This is a genomic window from Intrasporangium sp. (assembly GCF_035280925.1).
Classification (GTDB): Bacteria; Actinomycetota; Actinomycetes; order Actinomycetales; family Dermatophilaceae; genus Intrasporangium.
In genome coordinates, this window is sequence record NZ_DATEEY010000078.1 from 49083 (window position 1) to 63981 (window position 14899).

Sequence of the window (14899 nt, forward strand, 5' to 3'; positions counted from 1 at the left end):
CGGGCTCAGCGCAAACCGGTGCGACGCTCGAGCGCGAGGGAGACGAGCTCGTCGATGAGCGCGGTGTAGGTCAGGCCCGAAGCCGCCCACATGCGCGGATACATCGAGTGTGGCGTGAACCCGGGCATCGTGTTGATCTCGTTGACGAGGACCCGCCCGTCGTCCGTGTAGAAGCAGTCCACCCGGGCCAGGCCCTCGCAGCCCAACGCCTCGAACGCCGCCGCTGCCAGGCGCCGCACCTCATCGGACACGTGAGCCGGGACGTCGGCCGGGCAGCTGAGGTCGACGTCGGCCTCGGCGAGGTACTTGGCCTCGTAGTCGTAGAAGGCGTGGTTCGCGTGGACGGCGACCTCTCCCACCTGGGAGGTGCGCGGACCGTCGAGTCCATGTCCTTCGAGGACGGCACACTCGATCTCCCGCCCCGTGACGGCAGCCTCCACGACGACCTTGGGGTCATGCGCCCGGGCGGCCTCGATGGCCGCCTCGAGGTCTGCCGGGTCCTCGACCTTCGAGATCCCCATGGAGGACCCGGCCCTCGCGGGCTTGACGAAGAGCGGGTAGCCGAGGCCGGCACAGGCATCGAGGGCCGCCGCGCGGTCGCCACGCCACGCCCGGTCGGTGATGACGGCATAGCGCCCGATGGGCAGCCCGTGACCGGCGAACACGACCTTCATGTAGTGCTTGTCCATGCCCGCTGCCGAGGCGAACACCCCCGAGCCGACGTAGCGGATGTCGGAGAGCTCGAGGAACCCCTGGAGCGTGCCGTCCTCGCCGAACGGGCCGTGCAGCAGGGGCAGGACGACGTCGACGGTCCCGAGCTCCGTGGGCGGCTGGCCTGCCTCGAGCACGGTCAGCGCGGTCTGCCGCGTCGACAGGGGCAGCACGACGTGGGCCTCGTCGGGCAGCACCTCGGGCGTGCGCCCAGCCGTCAGCTCGAACCGGGCCGGGTCGTCGGCAGCAAGGACCCACTGGCCGTCCCTCGACACCCCGATCGGGACGATGTCGTACTTGTCGCGGTCGATCGCCCGCATCACGCCAGCAGCGGTGGCACACGACACCGCATGCTCGGATGACCGGCCCCCGAAGACGATCGCGACCCGGGGACGGCGCGCGCGGTGCCCGTTCGCGGATGCGCCACCGCCCGCCGGCCGGTCCGGCTCGCTTGCCTGCACGTGCTGCTCATCGCTGGTCATCAGACGAGCACTCTATACGCGCCGGACCGAGCGGCCCCTAGGCTGACGCGGGTGAGCGCGACTCCCGACCGGCACCCAGACCTCCACCTCGACACCTTCCTCGTCTCCGCCGGCCGGCCGCTCCCCGAGCCGGGTGCCCCCGTGAACCCACCCGTCGTCCTCTCCTCCACGTACGTGGCCGACGGCTCCGTCAACTACGCCCGTGCCGGCAACCCGACGTGGGACGCCTTCGAGGAGGCCCTGGGCGGTCTGGAGGGCGGCCGTGCGCTCGTGCACGCGTCCGGAATGGGTGCCATCTCGGCTGCCCTGTCGCTCGTGCCTGCGGGCGGCACCGTCGTGGCCCCGGACACGACCTACAACGGCACCGTGCAGCTTCTCGAGGCGCTCGAGCAGGCCGGCGGCACGGTCCGCCGCCGACACGCGACCGACACGGACGGACTCGTCGCGGACCTGGACGGCGCTGACCTCGTGTGGATCGAGTCGCCCACGAACCCGCTGATGGACGTCATGGACGTTCGCACCGTGCTCGACGCAGCCCGGGCGCGGGGGGTCGTCAGCGTCGTCGACAACACGCTGCCCACTCCGCTGGGTTGCCGTCCGCTGACCCTCGGCGCCGATGTCGTCGTCCATTCCGCCACGAAGTACATCGCCGGCCACAGCGACGTCCTCCTCGGCGTCACGGTCGTGACGGACGACGCCGCCGGCGCCGAGATCGGCGAGCGCCTCCGGCGGCACCGAACGCTGCACGGCGCGATCGCCGGGCCGCTGGAGGTCTACCTCGGCCTGCGCGGACTGCGCACCCTCGCGCTGCGCTACGAGCGGGCCAGCGCCAACGCGGCAGAGCTCGCCACTCGCCTGCAAGGCCACCCGGCCGCCGAGCGGGTCCGCTACCCCGGCAGCGGCGCGATGCTCTCCGTCGACATCGCCGGCGACGTCCACGCGGCCGAGCGGGTCTGCGCCGCAACGCGAGTGTGGGTGCACTCGACCAGTCTCGGCGGCGTCGAGTCACAGCTCGAGAGGCGGCGTCGGCAGCCCTCCGAGCCGGAGACCGTGCCGCCCAACCTCATCCGGCTCTCCGTCGGGATCGAGCACGTCGACGACCTCTGGACGGACCTGGACCAGGCGCTGCGCGCCGCGCTCTGAACCAGTGGCATACGGCCCTAGTGGTGTTCGGACTTGAGGTCGCGGGACATCAGCTTGGGCCCGATCTCCCGGACGGGCTGGCCGTCACGGACCACTGCCACGACCTGCTCGACGATCGGCATGTCGACGTGGTGCTGCTGGGCCAGGCTGAGGATGGACTCGCACGACTTGACGCCCTCGGTGGTCTGCTTCAGCTCGGCCGTCGCCTGCTCCATGGTCAGACCACGTCCGAGCTTGACGCCGAAGGAGTGGTTGCGCGAGAGCGGTGACATGCAGGTGGCGATCAGGTCGCCGACGCCGGCGAGCCCCAGGAAGGTCTGGGGCTCCGCACCGAGCGCCAGGCCGAGGCGCGTCGTCTCGGCGAGCCCGCGGGTGATCATGGTCGCCTTGGTGTTGTCCCCGAAGCCCATTCCCTCGGCCATGCCGACGGCGAGTCCGACGACGTTCTTCGTCGCACCGCAGATCTCGGTGCCGACGACCTCATGGGTCGTGTAGGGACGGAAGACCTGGGAGGCGCACGCGGCCGCGACGCGCTCGGCGGCCGCTGGGTCGATGCACGCCACCGTGCTCGCTGCCGGCTCACGCAGCGCGATCTCCTTGGCGAGGTTGGGACCGGAGACGACGACGATGCGCTCCCTCGCGATCCCCGCCACCTGCTCGATGACCTCGCTCATCCGCATCGTCGTGCCGAGCTCGACGCCCTTCATGAGCGAGACCACGTCTGCCCCGGCCGGGAGGGCGTCACCCCATTCGGTGAGGTTGGCCCGGAGGGTCTGTGACGGAACGGCCAGTACGACGATCTCGGCGCCTCTGCACGCAGCCTCTGGGTCGAACGTTGCCCGGATCGTGTCGGGGAGCGTCAGGTCGGGCAGGTAGTCGCGGTTCTGGCCCGAGTTGATCTGGTCGACGACGTCCTGGCGTCGTGCCCACATCGTGACGGTGCAGCCCGCCTCTGCGAGAAGGGACGCGAATGCGGTGCCCCAGCTGCCGGCGCCCATGACCGCGACGTGAGTCACGCGCCCTCCCCCTCCGTCGCGCCGGGCGTCGGACGGCCGATCTCGTGGTGCTTCACCGGGTCACCGATCTCGGGCACGCCGTGCTGGCGCGGGTCGAAGCGACCATGGACGTGCTGCTCTCCGCGGATCTCCTCGAGCAGCCCGGTGATGCGGTCCATGAGACGGTCCGTGGCCTCGCGCAGCGTCCTCGTGTCGATCGGCTTGCCGTAGAGGTCCGACAGGTCGACGGGAGGACCTGCCCGCAGCTGCATCGTCTTGCGAGGGAAGAACTTCGGCCTGCGTCCGTAGGGAGACAGGATCTCCTGGGGTCCCCACTGCGCCACGGGGATGAGCGGGCACCTGGTCTCGAGCGCGACGCGAGCCGCGCCGGTCTTGCCGCGCATCGGCCACAGGTCCGGGTCACGGGTGATGGTGCCCTCCGGAAAGATCGCGACCGCCTTGCCCTCCTGCACGGCGGCCACCGCAGAGCGGTAGGCCTCGGCGGCCGCCAGCGAGTTGCGATACACCGGGATCTGCCCCGACCTGCGAATCACCCAGCCCACGACCGGGATCGTGAAGAGGCTCTCCTTGGCCAGGAAGTACGCCTCGCGCCTGTTGTCGTACATGAAGTGGGCGAAGATGAGCGGGTCGATGTAGGAGATGTGGTTCGGTGACACGACGCATCCGCCTGTCGCCGGGAGGTTCTCGACCCCCCGCCAGTCCCGTTTCGTCAGGCCCAGAAGCAGTGGTCGCAGCAGGATTGCTGCCAACCGGTAGGCCAGGGGCAGCCGCGTGGCGCGCGCACCTCTCACTCGTCGGGACCTCCTCGTGGGGCGTCCCGGGGCCGGGGCGCTGGCCTTCATCTTGTCCACCTCTCGGCGCAGTGTCGAGCGATCGGGCCGCGAGTGGAAGAATTCGCGGCAGCATGAGCGAGCCAGCCAGCGACATCCCGACTACCGGCCTCCCGGATTGGCATCTCGTCATACCGGTCAAGGACGCCGCTGTCGGCAAGTCCCGGCTGGCGCGCGCACTGGAGGAAGTCGAGCTCGGAGTACGGTTCGGTGGCGGCGCCGAGTCCGCCCGCGGCCCCGACCGCGGCCCCGACCGGGAGACCATTGGCAGGGCATTGGCGCGCGACACCCTGCGAGCCGCATGCCTCACGGTGGGCGCCGAGCGGGTCGTGCTCGTCACGACTGACGAGGTCATTGCCACGGAGTTCCGCGACCACGGCGTGACCACCGTGCGGGACGTCGGTGGGGGCCTCAACGCGGCCGTCGCCCTGGGGCTGGCGCGAACCCCACCGGGTGGCAACGTCGCCGCGCTGCTCGGTGACCTGCCGGCCCTCGCGCCGGCGGACCTCGAGCACGCGCTCCGGGTGGCGGGAACGCACGGGCAGTCGTTCGTTCCGGACGCCGACGGGTCAGGGACCGTGCTGAGGGCCAGCTCCGGCCAGCCCGGACACTTCACCCCGCGCTTCGGTCCGCGAAGTGCCGCGCTCCACGCCGTCGACGGCGCCGTCCGCCTGGATCTCGAGCTGCCGCGGCTGCGGACGGACGTCGACGACGTGCGTTCCCTCGTCAGGGTGCTGGAGCTCGGCGCCGGACCATCCACCACGGCCGCTCTGGCCGACCTCGATCTGCTTGGATGGGCGCATGCAGGCCACGGTCCACGCCTTTGACCCCATCTCGCTGACGGGCAGCATGGTGCGTGACGACGGCGTGCTCCTACCGTTCGACGGGTCAGCCTTCGCCACGAGCGGGCTGCGCCTGCTCAGACTGGGGCAGCGACTCACCATCGAGGTCGTCGACGACCGGATTGTGGCGATGCGGATCCAGGGGATCGAGCCCGTCGACGGCGCCGTCTGACGGCCGAGGAGGTCGACGTCCCAAGGGTCCGACGAGTTCCTCGGACCCCCGGGACGAGTCCGTCAACCGGCCGACTTCCGAGCCGCCGAGCGCTTGGCCGTCGTCTTCTTGGTAGCGGTCTTCCTTGCTGCTGCCCGCTTGGCCGGTGCCGCCTTCGTGGCCGGCCTCGCGGCTGACTTGGTCGCCGTCTTCGCAGCAGTCGACTTGGCAGCTGACTTGGTGGCCGTCTTCTTCGACGCGGTCTTCGACGCGGTCTTCGAGGCGGCATTGGAGGCGGATCTGGTTGCCGTCTTCGCGGTGGTGGACTTGGCCGCCGTGGCGCGCTTGGTCGCCGTCTTCGCCGGCGTGGACTTTTTCGCCGGCGTGGACTTCTTCGCCGTGGACTTCTTCGCTGCAGCCTTGGCCGGAGTCGCCTTCTTGGCGGCAGCCGTCTTCGTCGTGCCTGCCACGGCCGTGGCCGTGCCCGCTGAGGCCCGGGCCGCCGCGGACGCAGTCTTCGACAGCTTCTTCTGCCCGGAGACGATCTCCTTGAAGTTCGTGCCCGCCCTGAACTTGGGGATCCGCGTCTTCTTGATCTTCACCGTTTGACCGGTCTTGGGGTTGCGTCCGGTTCGCGCAGCGCGATCCGCCCGCTCGAACGTCCCGAACCCGGTGATGCCAACCTTCCCGCCCCTGGCGACCTCTCGGATGATGGTGTCGAAAACGGCCTCGAGGGCGTCCGAGGCGACCCTGCGGCTGCCAAGCTTGGCCTCCAGGGCGCCGATCAGTTCTGCCTTGTTCACGTGTTCCCTCCAGAGGACTGTCGGTGTCCCGCGACCCGACGCGCGTCCGGATCGAGTCCGGTTACAAATGACGGTAGGCCCGACGGAGGGCGAGGTCCATCATCTGGCGCCACTTTCCCGTTGTGTCGCAATGACTTTGGCAGGCCGCAGCATGCGGCTCAATCGGGGCCCAACACATCCGAGCAGCAGCCTACCGGGATGAATCAGGGTGCGTCCCAAGGGAATCCGCTTGGCTGCGGGTCAGGTTGAGCTGTCCAGCGGGATCGTCACAGGCTTGTGCGAGGGGCGTGAGCTCTCGAAGCGCGACACCTCGTCCGCGTGGCGCATGGTGAGGCCGATGTCGTCGAGCCCTTCGAGGAGGCGCCACCTCGTGTAGTCGTCGATGTCGAACGGCGCCACGATCTCGCCCGCTGTCACCGTCCGCGCAACGAGGTCGGCCGTGATCTCGGCCCCGGGGTGGTTCTCGAGGTACTTCCACAGCAGCTCGACGTCGTCCTGGGAGACGACTGCCGTGAGCAGGCCCTGCTTGCCGCTGTTGCCCCGGAAGATGTCCGCGAAACGCGAGCTGATGACCACCCGGAAGCCGTAGTCCATCAGGGCCCAGACGGCGTGCTCGCGGCTCGACCCCGTCCCGAAGTCCGGGCCGGCCACGAGGACCGATCCGTTGGCGTAGACGGGGTTGTTGAGGACGAAGGCCCCGTCCTTGCGCCACGCGGCGAAGAGGCCGTCCTCGAATCCGGTGCGCGTCACACGCTTGAGGTACTCCGCCGGGATGATCTGGTCGGTGTCGACGTTGCCGCGCCGCAGCGGCACGCCGACTCCGGTGTGGGTCTTGAACTGCTCCATGATCAGACCTCCTGGGCGACGAGTGGCGGAGCGGCCGTCAGGTCGGCAGGGCTCGACAGTCTGCCGCGGACGGCGGTCGCGGCAGCAACGAGCGGGCTGACGAGGTGGGTGCGCCCACCCTTGCCCTGTCGCCCCTCGAAGTTGCGGTTCGACGTCGAGGCGCTCCGCTCGCCGGGTGCGAGGGTGTCCGGGTTCATGCCGAGACACATCGAGCAGCCGGGCAGGCGCCACTCGGCCCCGGCGGCGGTGAAGACGGCGTCCAGGCCCTCGGCCTCCGCCTGGAGGCGGACGCGGGCGGAACCCGGGACGACGAGCATGCGGACGCCGTCGGCGACCTTGCGACCCTTGACGACCGCCGCAGCCGCGCGCAGGTCCTCGATCCGACCGTTGGTGCAGGACCCGACGAAAACCGTGTCCACCCTGATGTCACGCAGCGGAGTGCCGGGCTCGAGGCCCATGTAGGCGAGGGCGTTCTGCGCCGCCAGCCGGTCGGACTCGTCGGCGAAGGACTCGGGATCGGGCACCGACTCTCCGAGCGGCAGGCCCTGGCCGGGGTTGGTGCCCCACGTGACGAAAGGAGTCAGCTCGGAGGCATCGAGCTCCACCTCCGCGTCGAAGACCGCGTCGTCATCGCTGCGCAGGGCGCACCACTCCGCTACGGCGGTGTCCCAGTCGGTTCCGCTCGGGGCGTGCGGCCGGCCCTTGAGGTAGGCGAAGGTCGTCTCGTCCGGGGCGATCATGCCCGCACGGGCGCCGGCCTCGATCGACATGTTGCACACCGTCATCCGGGCCTCCATGGACAGGGCCTCGATCGCCTCCCCCCGGTACTCGAGGACATAACCCTGCCCCCCACCGGTGCCGATCTTGGCGATGACGGCCAGCACGATGTCCTTGGCGGTCACGCCCTCGCCGAGCTCGCCACGGACGTTGACGGCCATGGTGCGGAATGGCTTCAGCGGCAGCGTCTGGGTCGCCAGGACGTGCTCCACCTCCGAGGTGCCGATCCCGAACGCGAGCGCGCCGAACGCGCCGTGCGTCGACGTGTGGCTGTCGCCGCACACCACGGTCATGCCCGGCTGGGTCAGGCCGAGCTGGGGGCCAACGACGTGGACGATGCCCTGCTCGACATCGCCCATCGGGTACAGCCGGATCCCGAACTCCGCACAGTTGCGGCGCAGCGTGTCCACCTGCACCTTCGAGACCGGGTCGGTGATGGGGCCGGGCGTGGTCGGGACGTTGTGGTCCTCCGTCGCCAGGGTCAGGTCCGGGCGCCGGACCGGGCGTCCGGCGAGTCGCAGACCGTCGAAGGCCTGGGGGCTGGTCACCTCGTGCAGGAGGTGGAGATCGATGTAGAGCAGGTCCGGCTCCCCCTCCGCACGTCGCACGACGTGCGCCTCCCACACCTTCTCGGCCAGCGTCCCGCTCATTGCTCTCCTCCACCCAAGATGTCGCCAGGAACCACACGGGCGCGCGGCCAGCCGTCCGCCGCGACGTCCTCAGGTCAAGCCTGTCCCCATTGATGAGGCGCTGAATTGACGTCTCAGTGCCTGAGACGTCAATATCAGGTCATGGACAACTCTAGTGGAGTCGGCGTTCTCGACAAGGCGGCCACGGTGCTCGGCGCCCTCGAGGCCGGTCCGGCCACACTCGCACAGCTTGTCGGCGCCACCGGTCTGGCCCGCCCGACCGCGCACCGTCTCGCCGTCGCACTCGAGCACCACCGTCTTGTCTCCCGCGACATGCAGGGCCGCTTCGTCCTCGGTCCACGACTCGGTGAGCTCGCCTCAGCCGCCGGCGAGGACCGTCTGCTGGCGGCCGCTGGTCCCGTCCTCGGCGCGCTGCGCGACCACACCAACGAGAGTGCGCAGCTGTTCCGTCGCCAGGGTGACATGCGGATCTGCGTCGCGGCGGCGGAGCGTCCGGTGGGCCTGCGGGACTCGATCCCCGTGGGCGCGACCCTGTCGATGCTCGCCGGCTCGGCTGCCCAGGTCCTGCTCGCCTGGGAGGAGCCAGACCGGCTGCACCGCGGGCTGCAGGGCGCGGCGTTCACCGCCACCGCGCTCTCCGGCGTCCGCAGGCGTGGTTGGGCGCAGAGTGTGGCCGAGCGCGAGCCCGGCGTCGCCTCGGTCTCGGCACCCGTGCGCGGACCGTCCGGCCGGGTCGTCGCCGCCGTCTCCATCTCGGGCCCCATCGAGCGGCTGTCCCGGCAGCCGGGACGGCTGCACGCAGCGACGGTCGTGGCGGGCGCGAACAAGCTCACCGAGGTGCTCCGGCGCCACCACGCCATGCAGCAACAGCAACAGCAACAGCAGAACGCCTGATCCTCGCAACACGCCGGGCCGTCTGCTCCCCCACATTTGCCCTTCCGGGGAGGTCTGGGACTGCAACAGTGTGGTCATGGCGGTTGGCAACGGAACGGTCACGATCGCGCGGGAACCCAACTGGGGGACAACCTTCCCCGACGTCATCGCGTCTGGCTGTCTGACATCTCGTTGCACGGATTGGGGACACCATGCTTGACACCAGAACCCGAGGAGCCGCCCGACGCGCCCTCGCCATCATCGGCGTGAGCGCTCTCGCTCTCACCACGGCGGCCTGCGGCCCCGGGGGCGTGACGGGATCCGGTTCCGCTGCAACGCCATCCACGGGGACTTCGTCCACGAGTACGGCCACACCGACGACCGTTGCTCCGACCACCACCACGCCGGCCCCGACGACCGCCGCGCCCAAGCCGACCAAGACGGCGAAGCCAGCCAAGCCGAAGCCCACGAGTACGGCCAAGCCCAGCCCCAAGCCGGTGCCTGTCGTCATCGTCCTCCGTCCCGGCGACAGCGGGCCGAAGGTTCGGGCAATGCAGGCCAGGCTCAAGCAGATCGGCTGGTTCTCGGGCGACGTCAGCGACAGCTACGGGCCCCGGACGACGGAGTCAGTCCGCGGCTTCCAGGCGAAGCGCGGGTTCGCCGTCACCGGCGTCGCGGACCAGCGCACCTATGACCGACTGATCTCGATGACCCGGCGGCCGACGCAGGACGAGCTCAACAACGTCAAGCCCGCCGCGGCCAAGCCGGACCCGGCCAAGCCGCAGAGCTGGGACGTCGACCAACGGTGCATGACCGGCCGCGTCATCTGCATCAGCAAGTCCACCCGAGCGCTCACCTGGGTCATCGACGGCAAGGCGCAGTACTCGATGGACGTCCGGTTCGGCAGGGAGAGCGAGCCCACTCGTGAGGGCGTCTTCTCGATCACCTGGAAGAAGGTCGACGTCATCTCGAACCTCTACTTCACGCCGATGCCGTACTCGATGTTCTTCAGCGGCGGCCAGGCCATCCACTACTCGGGTGACTTCGCCCGCAACGGCTACAACGGCTCGTCGCACGGCTGCGTCAACGTCCGCGACATGACGATGCTGAAGCAGCTCTACAACACCGCTCCGGTCGGCACGAAGGTCGTCGTCCACTGGTGACGACCGACGGCCCGCCACCAGCCGGTCGTCCAGTCCACGACCAGCTCCCGGGAGTTCCGGGGGCTGGTCGTAGGCTGTTGAGACCGCGGGCGGTCCCCCAGTCGGCCTCCGACTGGGCGCCGGGGTGCCACGACGAGGAGGTCTGATGCTCAAGGTTGGATGGAAGGCTTCGGCGGAGCAGTTCGGGCCACGTGAGCTCGTCGACTTCACCGTGCGGGCGGAGCAGGACGGCCTCGACTCGGTCTTCATCTCGGACCACTTCCAGCCGTGGCGGCACAACGACGGCCATGCCCCCTTCGCGATGTCCTGGCTCGCGGCCGCAGGAGAACGGACCGAGCGCATCCTCCTCGGCACCTCGGTCATGACTCCGACATTCCGCTACAACCCGGCTGTCGTGGCCCAGGCATTCGGCACGTTGGGGGTCCTCAATCCCGGGCGCATCGTGCTGGGTATCGGGACGGGCGAGGCGCTCAACGAGGTCGCCGTGGGGGCCGCCGGCTCACCCTGGCCGGAGTTCAAGGAGCGGTTCGCCCGGCTCCGAGAGGCGGTCACGCTGATCCGCCGGCTGTGGACGGAGGAGCGCGTCAGCTTCGAGGGCGACTACTACACGACCCGCGATGCGACGGTCTACGACCGTCCCGAGCAGCCGGTGCCCGTCTACATCGCCGCCGGCGGACCATTGGTCGCCCGCTACGCCGGTCGGTCCGGCGACGGGTTCATCTGCACTTCCGGCAAGGGGCGCGAGCTCTACGAGGACAAGCTGCTCCCCGCCGTCGACGATGGGCTCGCCAGGTCGGGCCGCACCCGCGACGACATCGACAAGATGATCGAGATCAAGCTGTCCTACGACCGCGACGCCGACGCGGCTCTGGCCAACTGCCGCTTCTGGGCTCCACTGTCGCTGACCGCGGAGCAGAAGCACGGCGTCGACGACCCGGTCGAGATGGAGCGGCTCGCCGACGAGCTTCCCGACGAGCACATCGCCAAGCGCTGGATCGTCACCCACGACCCCGACGACGCCGTGGCCCAGATCAAGCAGTACGTCGACTGGGGCTTCGACCACCTCGTCGTGCACGCCCCGGGACACGACCAGGGACGCTTTCTCGACCAGTTCGTCGCCGACGTCCTTCCTGCACTGCGCGACCTCGGCTGATCCAGACGACTCACCCACCCTCCCCATTGGTTAGCGTTACTATCCAATTGAGGAGGACATGTGCGGATCTCGGAGCTCTCCCAGCGCACCGGAGTCTCGGTGGCCACGCTCAAGTACTACCTGCGCGAGGGGCTGGTCCCTGCAGGCGTGCCTCTCAGCGCGACCCGTGCGGACTACGGCGAGTCACACGTCGAGCGAGTCCGCCTGGTCCGCTCCCTCATCGACGTGGCGGGACTGTCGATAGAGCGCGTCCGCGAGGTCGTCCAGGCCCTGTCCGACCCGCCGACGTCGCGGCATGGGCTGCTCGGGATCGCCCATGCCGTGCTGCGCAGCACGAGTCCGGCCGGCACGGTCACCGACGCACACGCTCGTCAGCTCTCTGATCAGGTGATCGACGGGCTCGGCTGGCACGTCGGGGACGACTCGGTCGCGCGAGCCCAGCTCGGCGCAGCCCTTGACCGCGCGCGGGGGGACGGGCTCGAGATCTCGGAGGAGACGTTCGCCGTGTACGCGCAAGCCGCGCTGCTCATGGCAGCCCAGGACGTGCGGGACGAGCTCGGTCTGGAGTCGGCGTCGGAGGCGCTGCGGTACGTCATCCTCGGCAACGTCCTGAGCGACCCCGTCGTCATCGGGCTTCGCCGCCTCGCCCAGGAGCACGTGAGCGCCGGTAAGTTCGCGGGCGACGATCGGGACCATCAGTAGCAGGACGACGCCGGACGCAGAACAAGGCCCGGATCGCAGGATCCGGGCCTTGTCACGTGGTAGCCCCGACGGGATTCGAACCCGCGCTACCGCCTTGAGAGGGCGGCGTGCTAGGCCGCTACACAACGGGGCCACGAGCTGCGCCGAGCGACTCGGCACTCGGAGAACCCTACCGTGTCGGTGCGATTTCTCCGAATCGGCTCCTCGGCCCGAACGACCGCTGAACCAGAGCTGGGGTACCAGGACTCGAACCTAGAATGACGGAACCAGAATCCGTAGTGTTGCCAATTACACCATACCCCAAGGGGGTATCACGCCCGAGCGCGCCCGAGGGGCCTTCTGCGAGGTGAACCGAGAGGGAATACTACCGGTCGACCGCCGCCGCCCCAAATCGGCCGTATGCCGCTGAGCTCCGTCCCAGCGCGCGCTCAGGCAGTCTCGTCCCCCAGCCCGAAGAACGGCAGTGCCCCTTCCAGCCCGGACACCGAGACCGCCCGGCCACGGCCCGACTCGACCCACGCCGACCGCTCGAGCCGGAGATGCTGGAGGGTCTCGCCACTGTGCTCGAGGAAGGACCTGTGGGTGTCCCGGTAGCCCAGCGAGCGTGACACACCGAGGGAGGCGGCGTTGGCGAGCACGGCCGAGGTCACCGCGGCGACGGCATCCAGGTGTGCGAAGGCCAGCTCGAGCACGGCGGTCCGCATCTGCTTGCCAAGACCGGATCCGCGAGCCGCGCAGACGAGCCAGGACGACGAGTCGACCACCTGGTCGCTGGCGAACTGGGGCCCCTCGAGCCACTGCACCCCCAGCACCGCTCCCGCCCCGTCACGCACCACGAAGGGCAGCGCCCAGGCCTCGGGAGACCACGTGCCGAACGCACGCCAGTACCCCTGCGCCACGATCGCGCTCCTGCTGGATCCCTCGTCGAGCCCCGCGTACCTCGCCGCCGCCGGGTCCAGCTCGACGTCAGCGGGAAGAGCCCGGCAGACGGCGTCGAGGTCGGCCTCGGTCATGACATGCAGCGCCACGTCCGTGGTGCGGAGCGCCAGCCCGTGCACGGGCCAGACCTCTGCGACGCCCGCCGCGTCCACCGACCCCTCAGATCCTGGTCTTCACAGCGAGTCACGAAGCGCGCGAAGGCGACTCAGGGTCGAGGTCTTGCCGAGGATCTCCATCGACTCGAAGAGTGGGGGCGAGATCCGGGCGCCGGACACGGCGGTGCGAAGCGGCCCGAATGCGAAGCGCGGCTTGATCCCCAAGCCGTCGACGATCGCCTCCCGAAGCGACGCCTCGATGGTCGGGGCCACCCAACCCCCACCCGTGCCGAGCACGCCGCCGCCGTGGTCGTCGATGTCCCCCAGGACCCGGATCGCGGCATCAAGCACGTCGGCGGAGTCCTCCTTGAGCTGCGCCCGCGCGTCGCCCTGGACCTCCAGCTGGTCGTCAGCCACGAAGAACGGCATCACGAGAGCGGGAGCCTCGGTGAGCAGGGAGATGCGCTCCTGGATCTGCGCCGCGACGAGCTTCAGCCGCCCCAGCTCCCCGAGCGACGGGTTCTCGCCGATGATGCCCGCCTCGTGGAGGTAGGGCAGCAGACGGGTCGCGAACTCCCCCACCTCGAGCTGGCGGATGTAGACGCCGTTGAGCCACTCGAGCTTCTTCAGGTCGAAGATCGGGCCGATCGGGTTGACCTTCGCCCAGTCGAAGGTGCGGCTGAACTCCTCGAAGGTGAAGACCTCGACGTCGTTCCCGTCCGCGTCCTGTTGCGGTGGATAGGCCAGCAGGGCAAGGAAGTTCACCAAGGCCTCGGGGAGGTAGCCCTGCTCGCGGAACCAGGTGAGCCGCGCGGCCGGGTTCTTGCGCTTGGAGATCTTCGACTTGTCGGCGTTGCGCAGCAGCGGCATGTGCGCGAACTTCGGCGGCTCGAGCCCGAGCCACTGGTAGAGCAGGATGTGTTTGGGCGTCGAGCTGATCCACTCCTCGCCGCGCACGACGTGCGTGATGCCCATCTCGTGGTCGTCGACGACGACCGCCAGGTGGTAGGTCGGGAAGCCGTCGGCCTTGAGGATGACCTGGTCGTCGGGCACGGGGGCGGACACGGTGCCCCGGATGACGTCGTCGAAGGTGAGCGGCACGTCGTCGGGGATCAGCATCCGCACGACCGGCTTCTCCGTGAAGCCGGGTAGCTCCGCCCGTTCCTCGCGCGTCTTGCCGTGACAGAGACGGTCGTAACCGGTCGGCTGCTTGGTCTTCTGCTGCCGGTCGCGCATCTGGTCGAGGCGCTCCTTCGAGCACCAGCAGTGATAGGCGTGCCCCGCCTCGACGAGCCTGTCGACGTAGGGACGGTAGGTGTCGAGGCGCTCGGACTGGCGGTACGGCGCGAAGGGGCCACCGATGTCCGGTCCCTCGTCCCAGTGCAGGCCAAGCCACGCCAGGGTGTCGTAGAGCTGCGCCTCGCTGTCCTCTCGGAAGCGCGCGCGGTCGGTGTCCTCGACGCGCAGGACGAACTGGCCACCCTGCTGCCGGGTGAAGGCGAGGTTGAAGAGCGACATGTACGCCGTTCCCACGTGCGGGTCACCCGTCGGCGACGGCGCCACCCTGGTCCGTACCGGACCGCTCCCGTCGGACGTGCTGCGACGGGGCCGGGGAGCCGGTTGGAACTCGACCTGCTCGTCGAGGGAAGTGGCGCCGGGAACCGAGCCCAGCGGCATACGGCCATCTGTGTCTGTGTCGCTCATGGTGCGACCAGCCTAGTGG

General features: G+C 69.6%; 15 protein-coding genes and 2 tRNA genes. 7 read left to right on the forward strand and 10 right to left on the reverse strand.

Going from position 1 to position 14899, the window contains the following annotated elements; genetic code table 11:
* Window positions 1-5: 5 nt before the first annotated feature.
* Entirely contained in the window at window positions 6-1193 is a 1188-nt protein-coding gene (locus tag VJN29_RS08335) for a D-alanine--D-alanine ligase family protein (RefSeq protein ID WP_324143164.1), read from the reverse strand.
* A 51-nt stretch (window positions 1194-1244) separates the two neighbouring features.
* Between VJN29_RS08335 and VJN29_RS08340 the strand changes: the two genes are divergently transcribed.
* Window positions 1245-2336, forward strand: a complete 1092-nt coding sequence (locus tag VJN29_RS08340; RefSeq protein ID WP_324143165.1) for a trans-sulfuration enzyme family protein — start codon at window positions 1245-1247, stop codon at window positions 2334-2336.
* A gap of 17 nt (window positions 2337-2353) precedes the next feature.
* Here VJN29_RS08340 and VJN29_RS08345 read toward each other — a convergent pair whose 3' ends face one another.
* Window positions 2354-3352 carry an NAD(P)H-dependent glycerol-3-phosphate dehydrogenase gene (locus VJN29_RS08345; protein WP_324143166.1) on the reverse strand — a complete coding sequence of 333 codons (999 nt, stop codon included), beginning with the start codon at window positions 3350-3352 and terminating at the stop codon, window positions 2354-2356.
* Entirely contained in the window at window positions 3349-4143 is a 795-nt protein-coding gene (locus VJN29_RS08350; RefSeq protein ID WP_324143167.1) for a lysophospholipid acyltransferase family protein, read from the reverse strand. The genes VJN29_RS08345 and VJN29_RS08350 overlap by 4 nt, the downstream gene beginning before the upstream one ends.
* 113 nt (window positions 4144-4256) lie before the next feature.
* Here VJN29_RS08350 and VJN29_RS08355 point away from each other — a divergent pair, with 113 nt between their 5' ends.
* Window positions 4257-5009 (forward strand): NTP transferase domain-containing protein, encoded by a 753-nt coding sequence (locus VJN29_RS08355; protein ID WP_324143168.1) that lies wholly within the window; start codon window positions 4257-4259, stop codon window positions 5007-5009.
* Window positions 4984-5196 carry a cold-shock protein gene (locus VJN29_RS08360; RefSeq protein WP_324143169.1) on the forward strand — a complete coding sequence of 71 codons (213 nt, stop codon included), beginning with the start codon at window positions 4984-4986 and terminating at the stop codon, window positions 5194-5196. Before VJN29_RS08355 ends, VJN29_RS08360 begins: the two co-directional genes overlap by 26 nt.
* A 62-nt stretch (window positions 5197-5258) precedes the next feature.
* Here the strand turns inward: VJN29_RS08360 and VJN29_RS08365 are convergent, their stop codons facing one another.
* The 3 genes from VJN29_RS08365 to leuC all read right to left on the reverse strand — a co-directional run bounded on the left by VJN29_RS08365 (window position 5259) and on the right by leuC (window position 8251).
* Window positions 5259-5978: an HU family DNA-binding protein gene (locus tag VJN29_RS08365; RefSeq protein WP_324143170.1), complete on the reverse strand. Its 720-nt coding sequence runs from the start codon at window positions 5976-5978 to the stop codon at window positions 5259-5261.
* A gap of 240 nt (window positions 5979-6218) precedes the next feature.
* Complete coding sequence (leuD, locus tag VJN29_RS08370) at window positions 6219-6824, reverse strand: 3-isopropylmalate dehydratase small subunit (protein ID WP_324143171.1); 606 nt, start codon at window positions 6822-6824, stop codon at window positions 6219-6221.
* A gap of 2 nt (window positions 6825-6826) precedes the next feature.
* A complete protein-coding gene (gene leuC / locus VJN29_RS08375; protein ID WP_324143172.1) occupies window positions 6827-8251 on the reverse strand; it encodes a 3-isopropylmalate dehydratase large subunit in 1425 nt (474 codons plus the stop codon).
* Window positions 8252-8392: 141 nt separating this feature from the next.
* On the opposite strand from leuC, the gene VJN29_RS08380 reads away from it, so the two are divergent.
* The 4 genes from VJN29_RS08380 (at window position 8393) to VJN29_RS08395 (ending at window position 12142) form a co-directional block, all read left to right on the forward strand.
* Window positions 8393-9145 carry an IclR family transcriptional regulator gene (locus VJN29_RS08380; protein ID WP_324143173.1) on the forward strand — a complete coding sequence of 251 codons (753 nt, stop codon included), beginning with the start codon at window positions 8393-8395 and terminating at the stop codon, window positions 9143-9145.
* Between the two features lie 191 nt (window positions 9146-9336).
* Window positions 9337-10287, forward strand: a complete 951-nt coding sequence (locus VJN29_RS08385; protein WP_324143174.1) for a L,D-transpeptidase family protein — start codon at window positions 9337-9339, stop codon at window positions 10285-10287.
* 145 nt (window positions 10288-10432) lie between these two features.
* Window positions 10433-11440 carry a glucose-6-phosphate dehydrogenase (coenzyme-F420) gene (fgd, locus tag VJN29_RS08390; RefSeq protein WP_324143175.1) on the forward strand — a complete coding sequence of 336 codons (1008 nt, stop codon included), beginning with the start codon at window positions 10433-10435 and terminating at the stop codon, window positions 11438-11440.
* A gap of 60 nt (window positions 11441-11500) precedes the next feature.
* The gene (locus VJN29_RS08395; protein WP_324143176.1) at window positions 11501-12142 is read left to right on the forward strand and encodes a MerR family transcriptional regulator; all 642 of its coding nucleotides are present in this window, start codon (window positions 11501-11503) and stop codon (window positions 12140-12142) included.
* Window positions 12143-12199: 57 nt separating this feature from the next.
* Here VJN29_RS08395 and VJN29_RS08400 read toward each other — a convergent pair.
* From VJN29_RS08400 to gltX, 4 genes are all read right to left on the reverse strand, one after another.
* A tRNA-Glu gene (locus VJN29_RS08400) sits at window positions 12200-12275 on the reverse strand.
* A gap of 98 nt (window positions 12276-12373) precedes the next feature.
* A tRNA-Gln gene (locus tag VJN29_RS08405) sits at window positions 12374-12445 on the reverse strand.
* A gap of 125 nt (window positions 12446-12570) precedes the next feature.
* Complete coding sequence (locus tag VJN29_RS08410; protein WP_324143177.1) at window positions 12571-13233, reverse strand: GNAT family N-acetyltransferase; 663 nt, start codon at window positions 13231-13233, stop codon at window positions 12571-12573.
* A 21-nt stretch (window positions 13234-13254) separates the two neighbouring features.
* Window positions 13255-14880: a glutamate--tRNA ligase gene (gene gltX / locus VJN29_RS08415; protein WP_324143178.1), complete on the reverse strand. Its 1626-nt coding sequence runs from the start codon at window positions 14878-14880 to the stop codon at window positions 13255-13257.
* Window positions 14881-14899 lie beyond the last annotated feature (19 nt).

What these genes read in the sequence shown, in the direction of transcription:
- VJN29_RS08380 (WP_324143173.1), top strand. Translation starts at nt 8,393, where the DNA reads ATGGACAACTCTAGTGGAGTCGGCGTTCTCGACAAGGCGGCCACGGTG.
- fgd (WP_324143175.1), top strand. Translation starts at nt 10,433, where the DNA reads ATGCTCAAGGTTGGATGGAAGGCTTCGGCGGAGCAGTTCGGGCCACGT.
- leuD (WP_324143171.1), bottom strand. Translation starts at nt 6,824, where the DNA reads ATGGAGCAGTTCAAGACCCACACCGGAGTCGGCGTGCCGCTGCGGCGC.
- VJN29_RS08360 (WP_324143169.1), top strand. Translation starts at nt 4,984, where the DNA reads ATGCAGGCCACGGTCCACGCCTTTGACCCCATCTCGCTGACGGGCAGC.
- gltX (WP_324143178.1), bottom strand. Translation starts at nt 14,880, where the DNA reads ATGAGCGACACAGACACAGATGGCCGTATGCCGCTGGGCTCGGTTCCC.
- VJN29_RS08385 (WP_324143174.1), top strand. Translation starts at nt 9,337, where the DNA reads ATGCTTGACACCAGAACCCGAGGAGCCGCCCGACGCGCCCTCGCCATC.
- VJN29_RS08335 (WP_324143164.1), bottom strand. Translation starts at nt 1,193, where the DNA reads ATGACCAGCGATGAGCAGCACGTGCAGGCAAGCGAGCCGGACCGGCCG.
- VJN29_RS08355 (WP_324143168.1), top strand. Translation starts at nt 4,257, where the DNA reads ATGAGCGAGCCAGCCAGCGACATCCCGACTACCGGCCTCCCGGATTGG.
- leuC (WP_324143172.1), bottom strand. Translation starts at nt 8,251, where the DNA reads ATGAGCGGGACGCTGGCCGAGAAGGTGTGGGAGGCGCACGTCGTGCGA.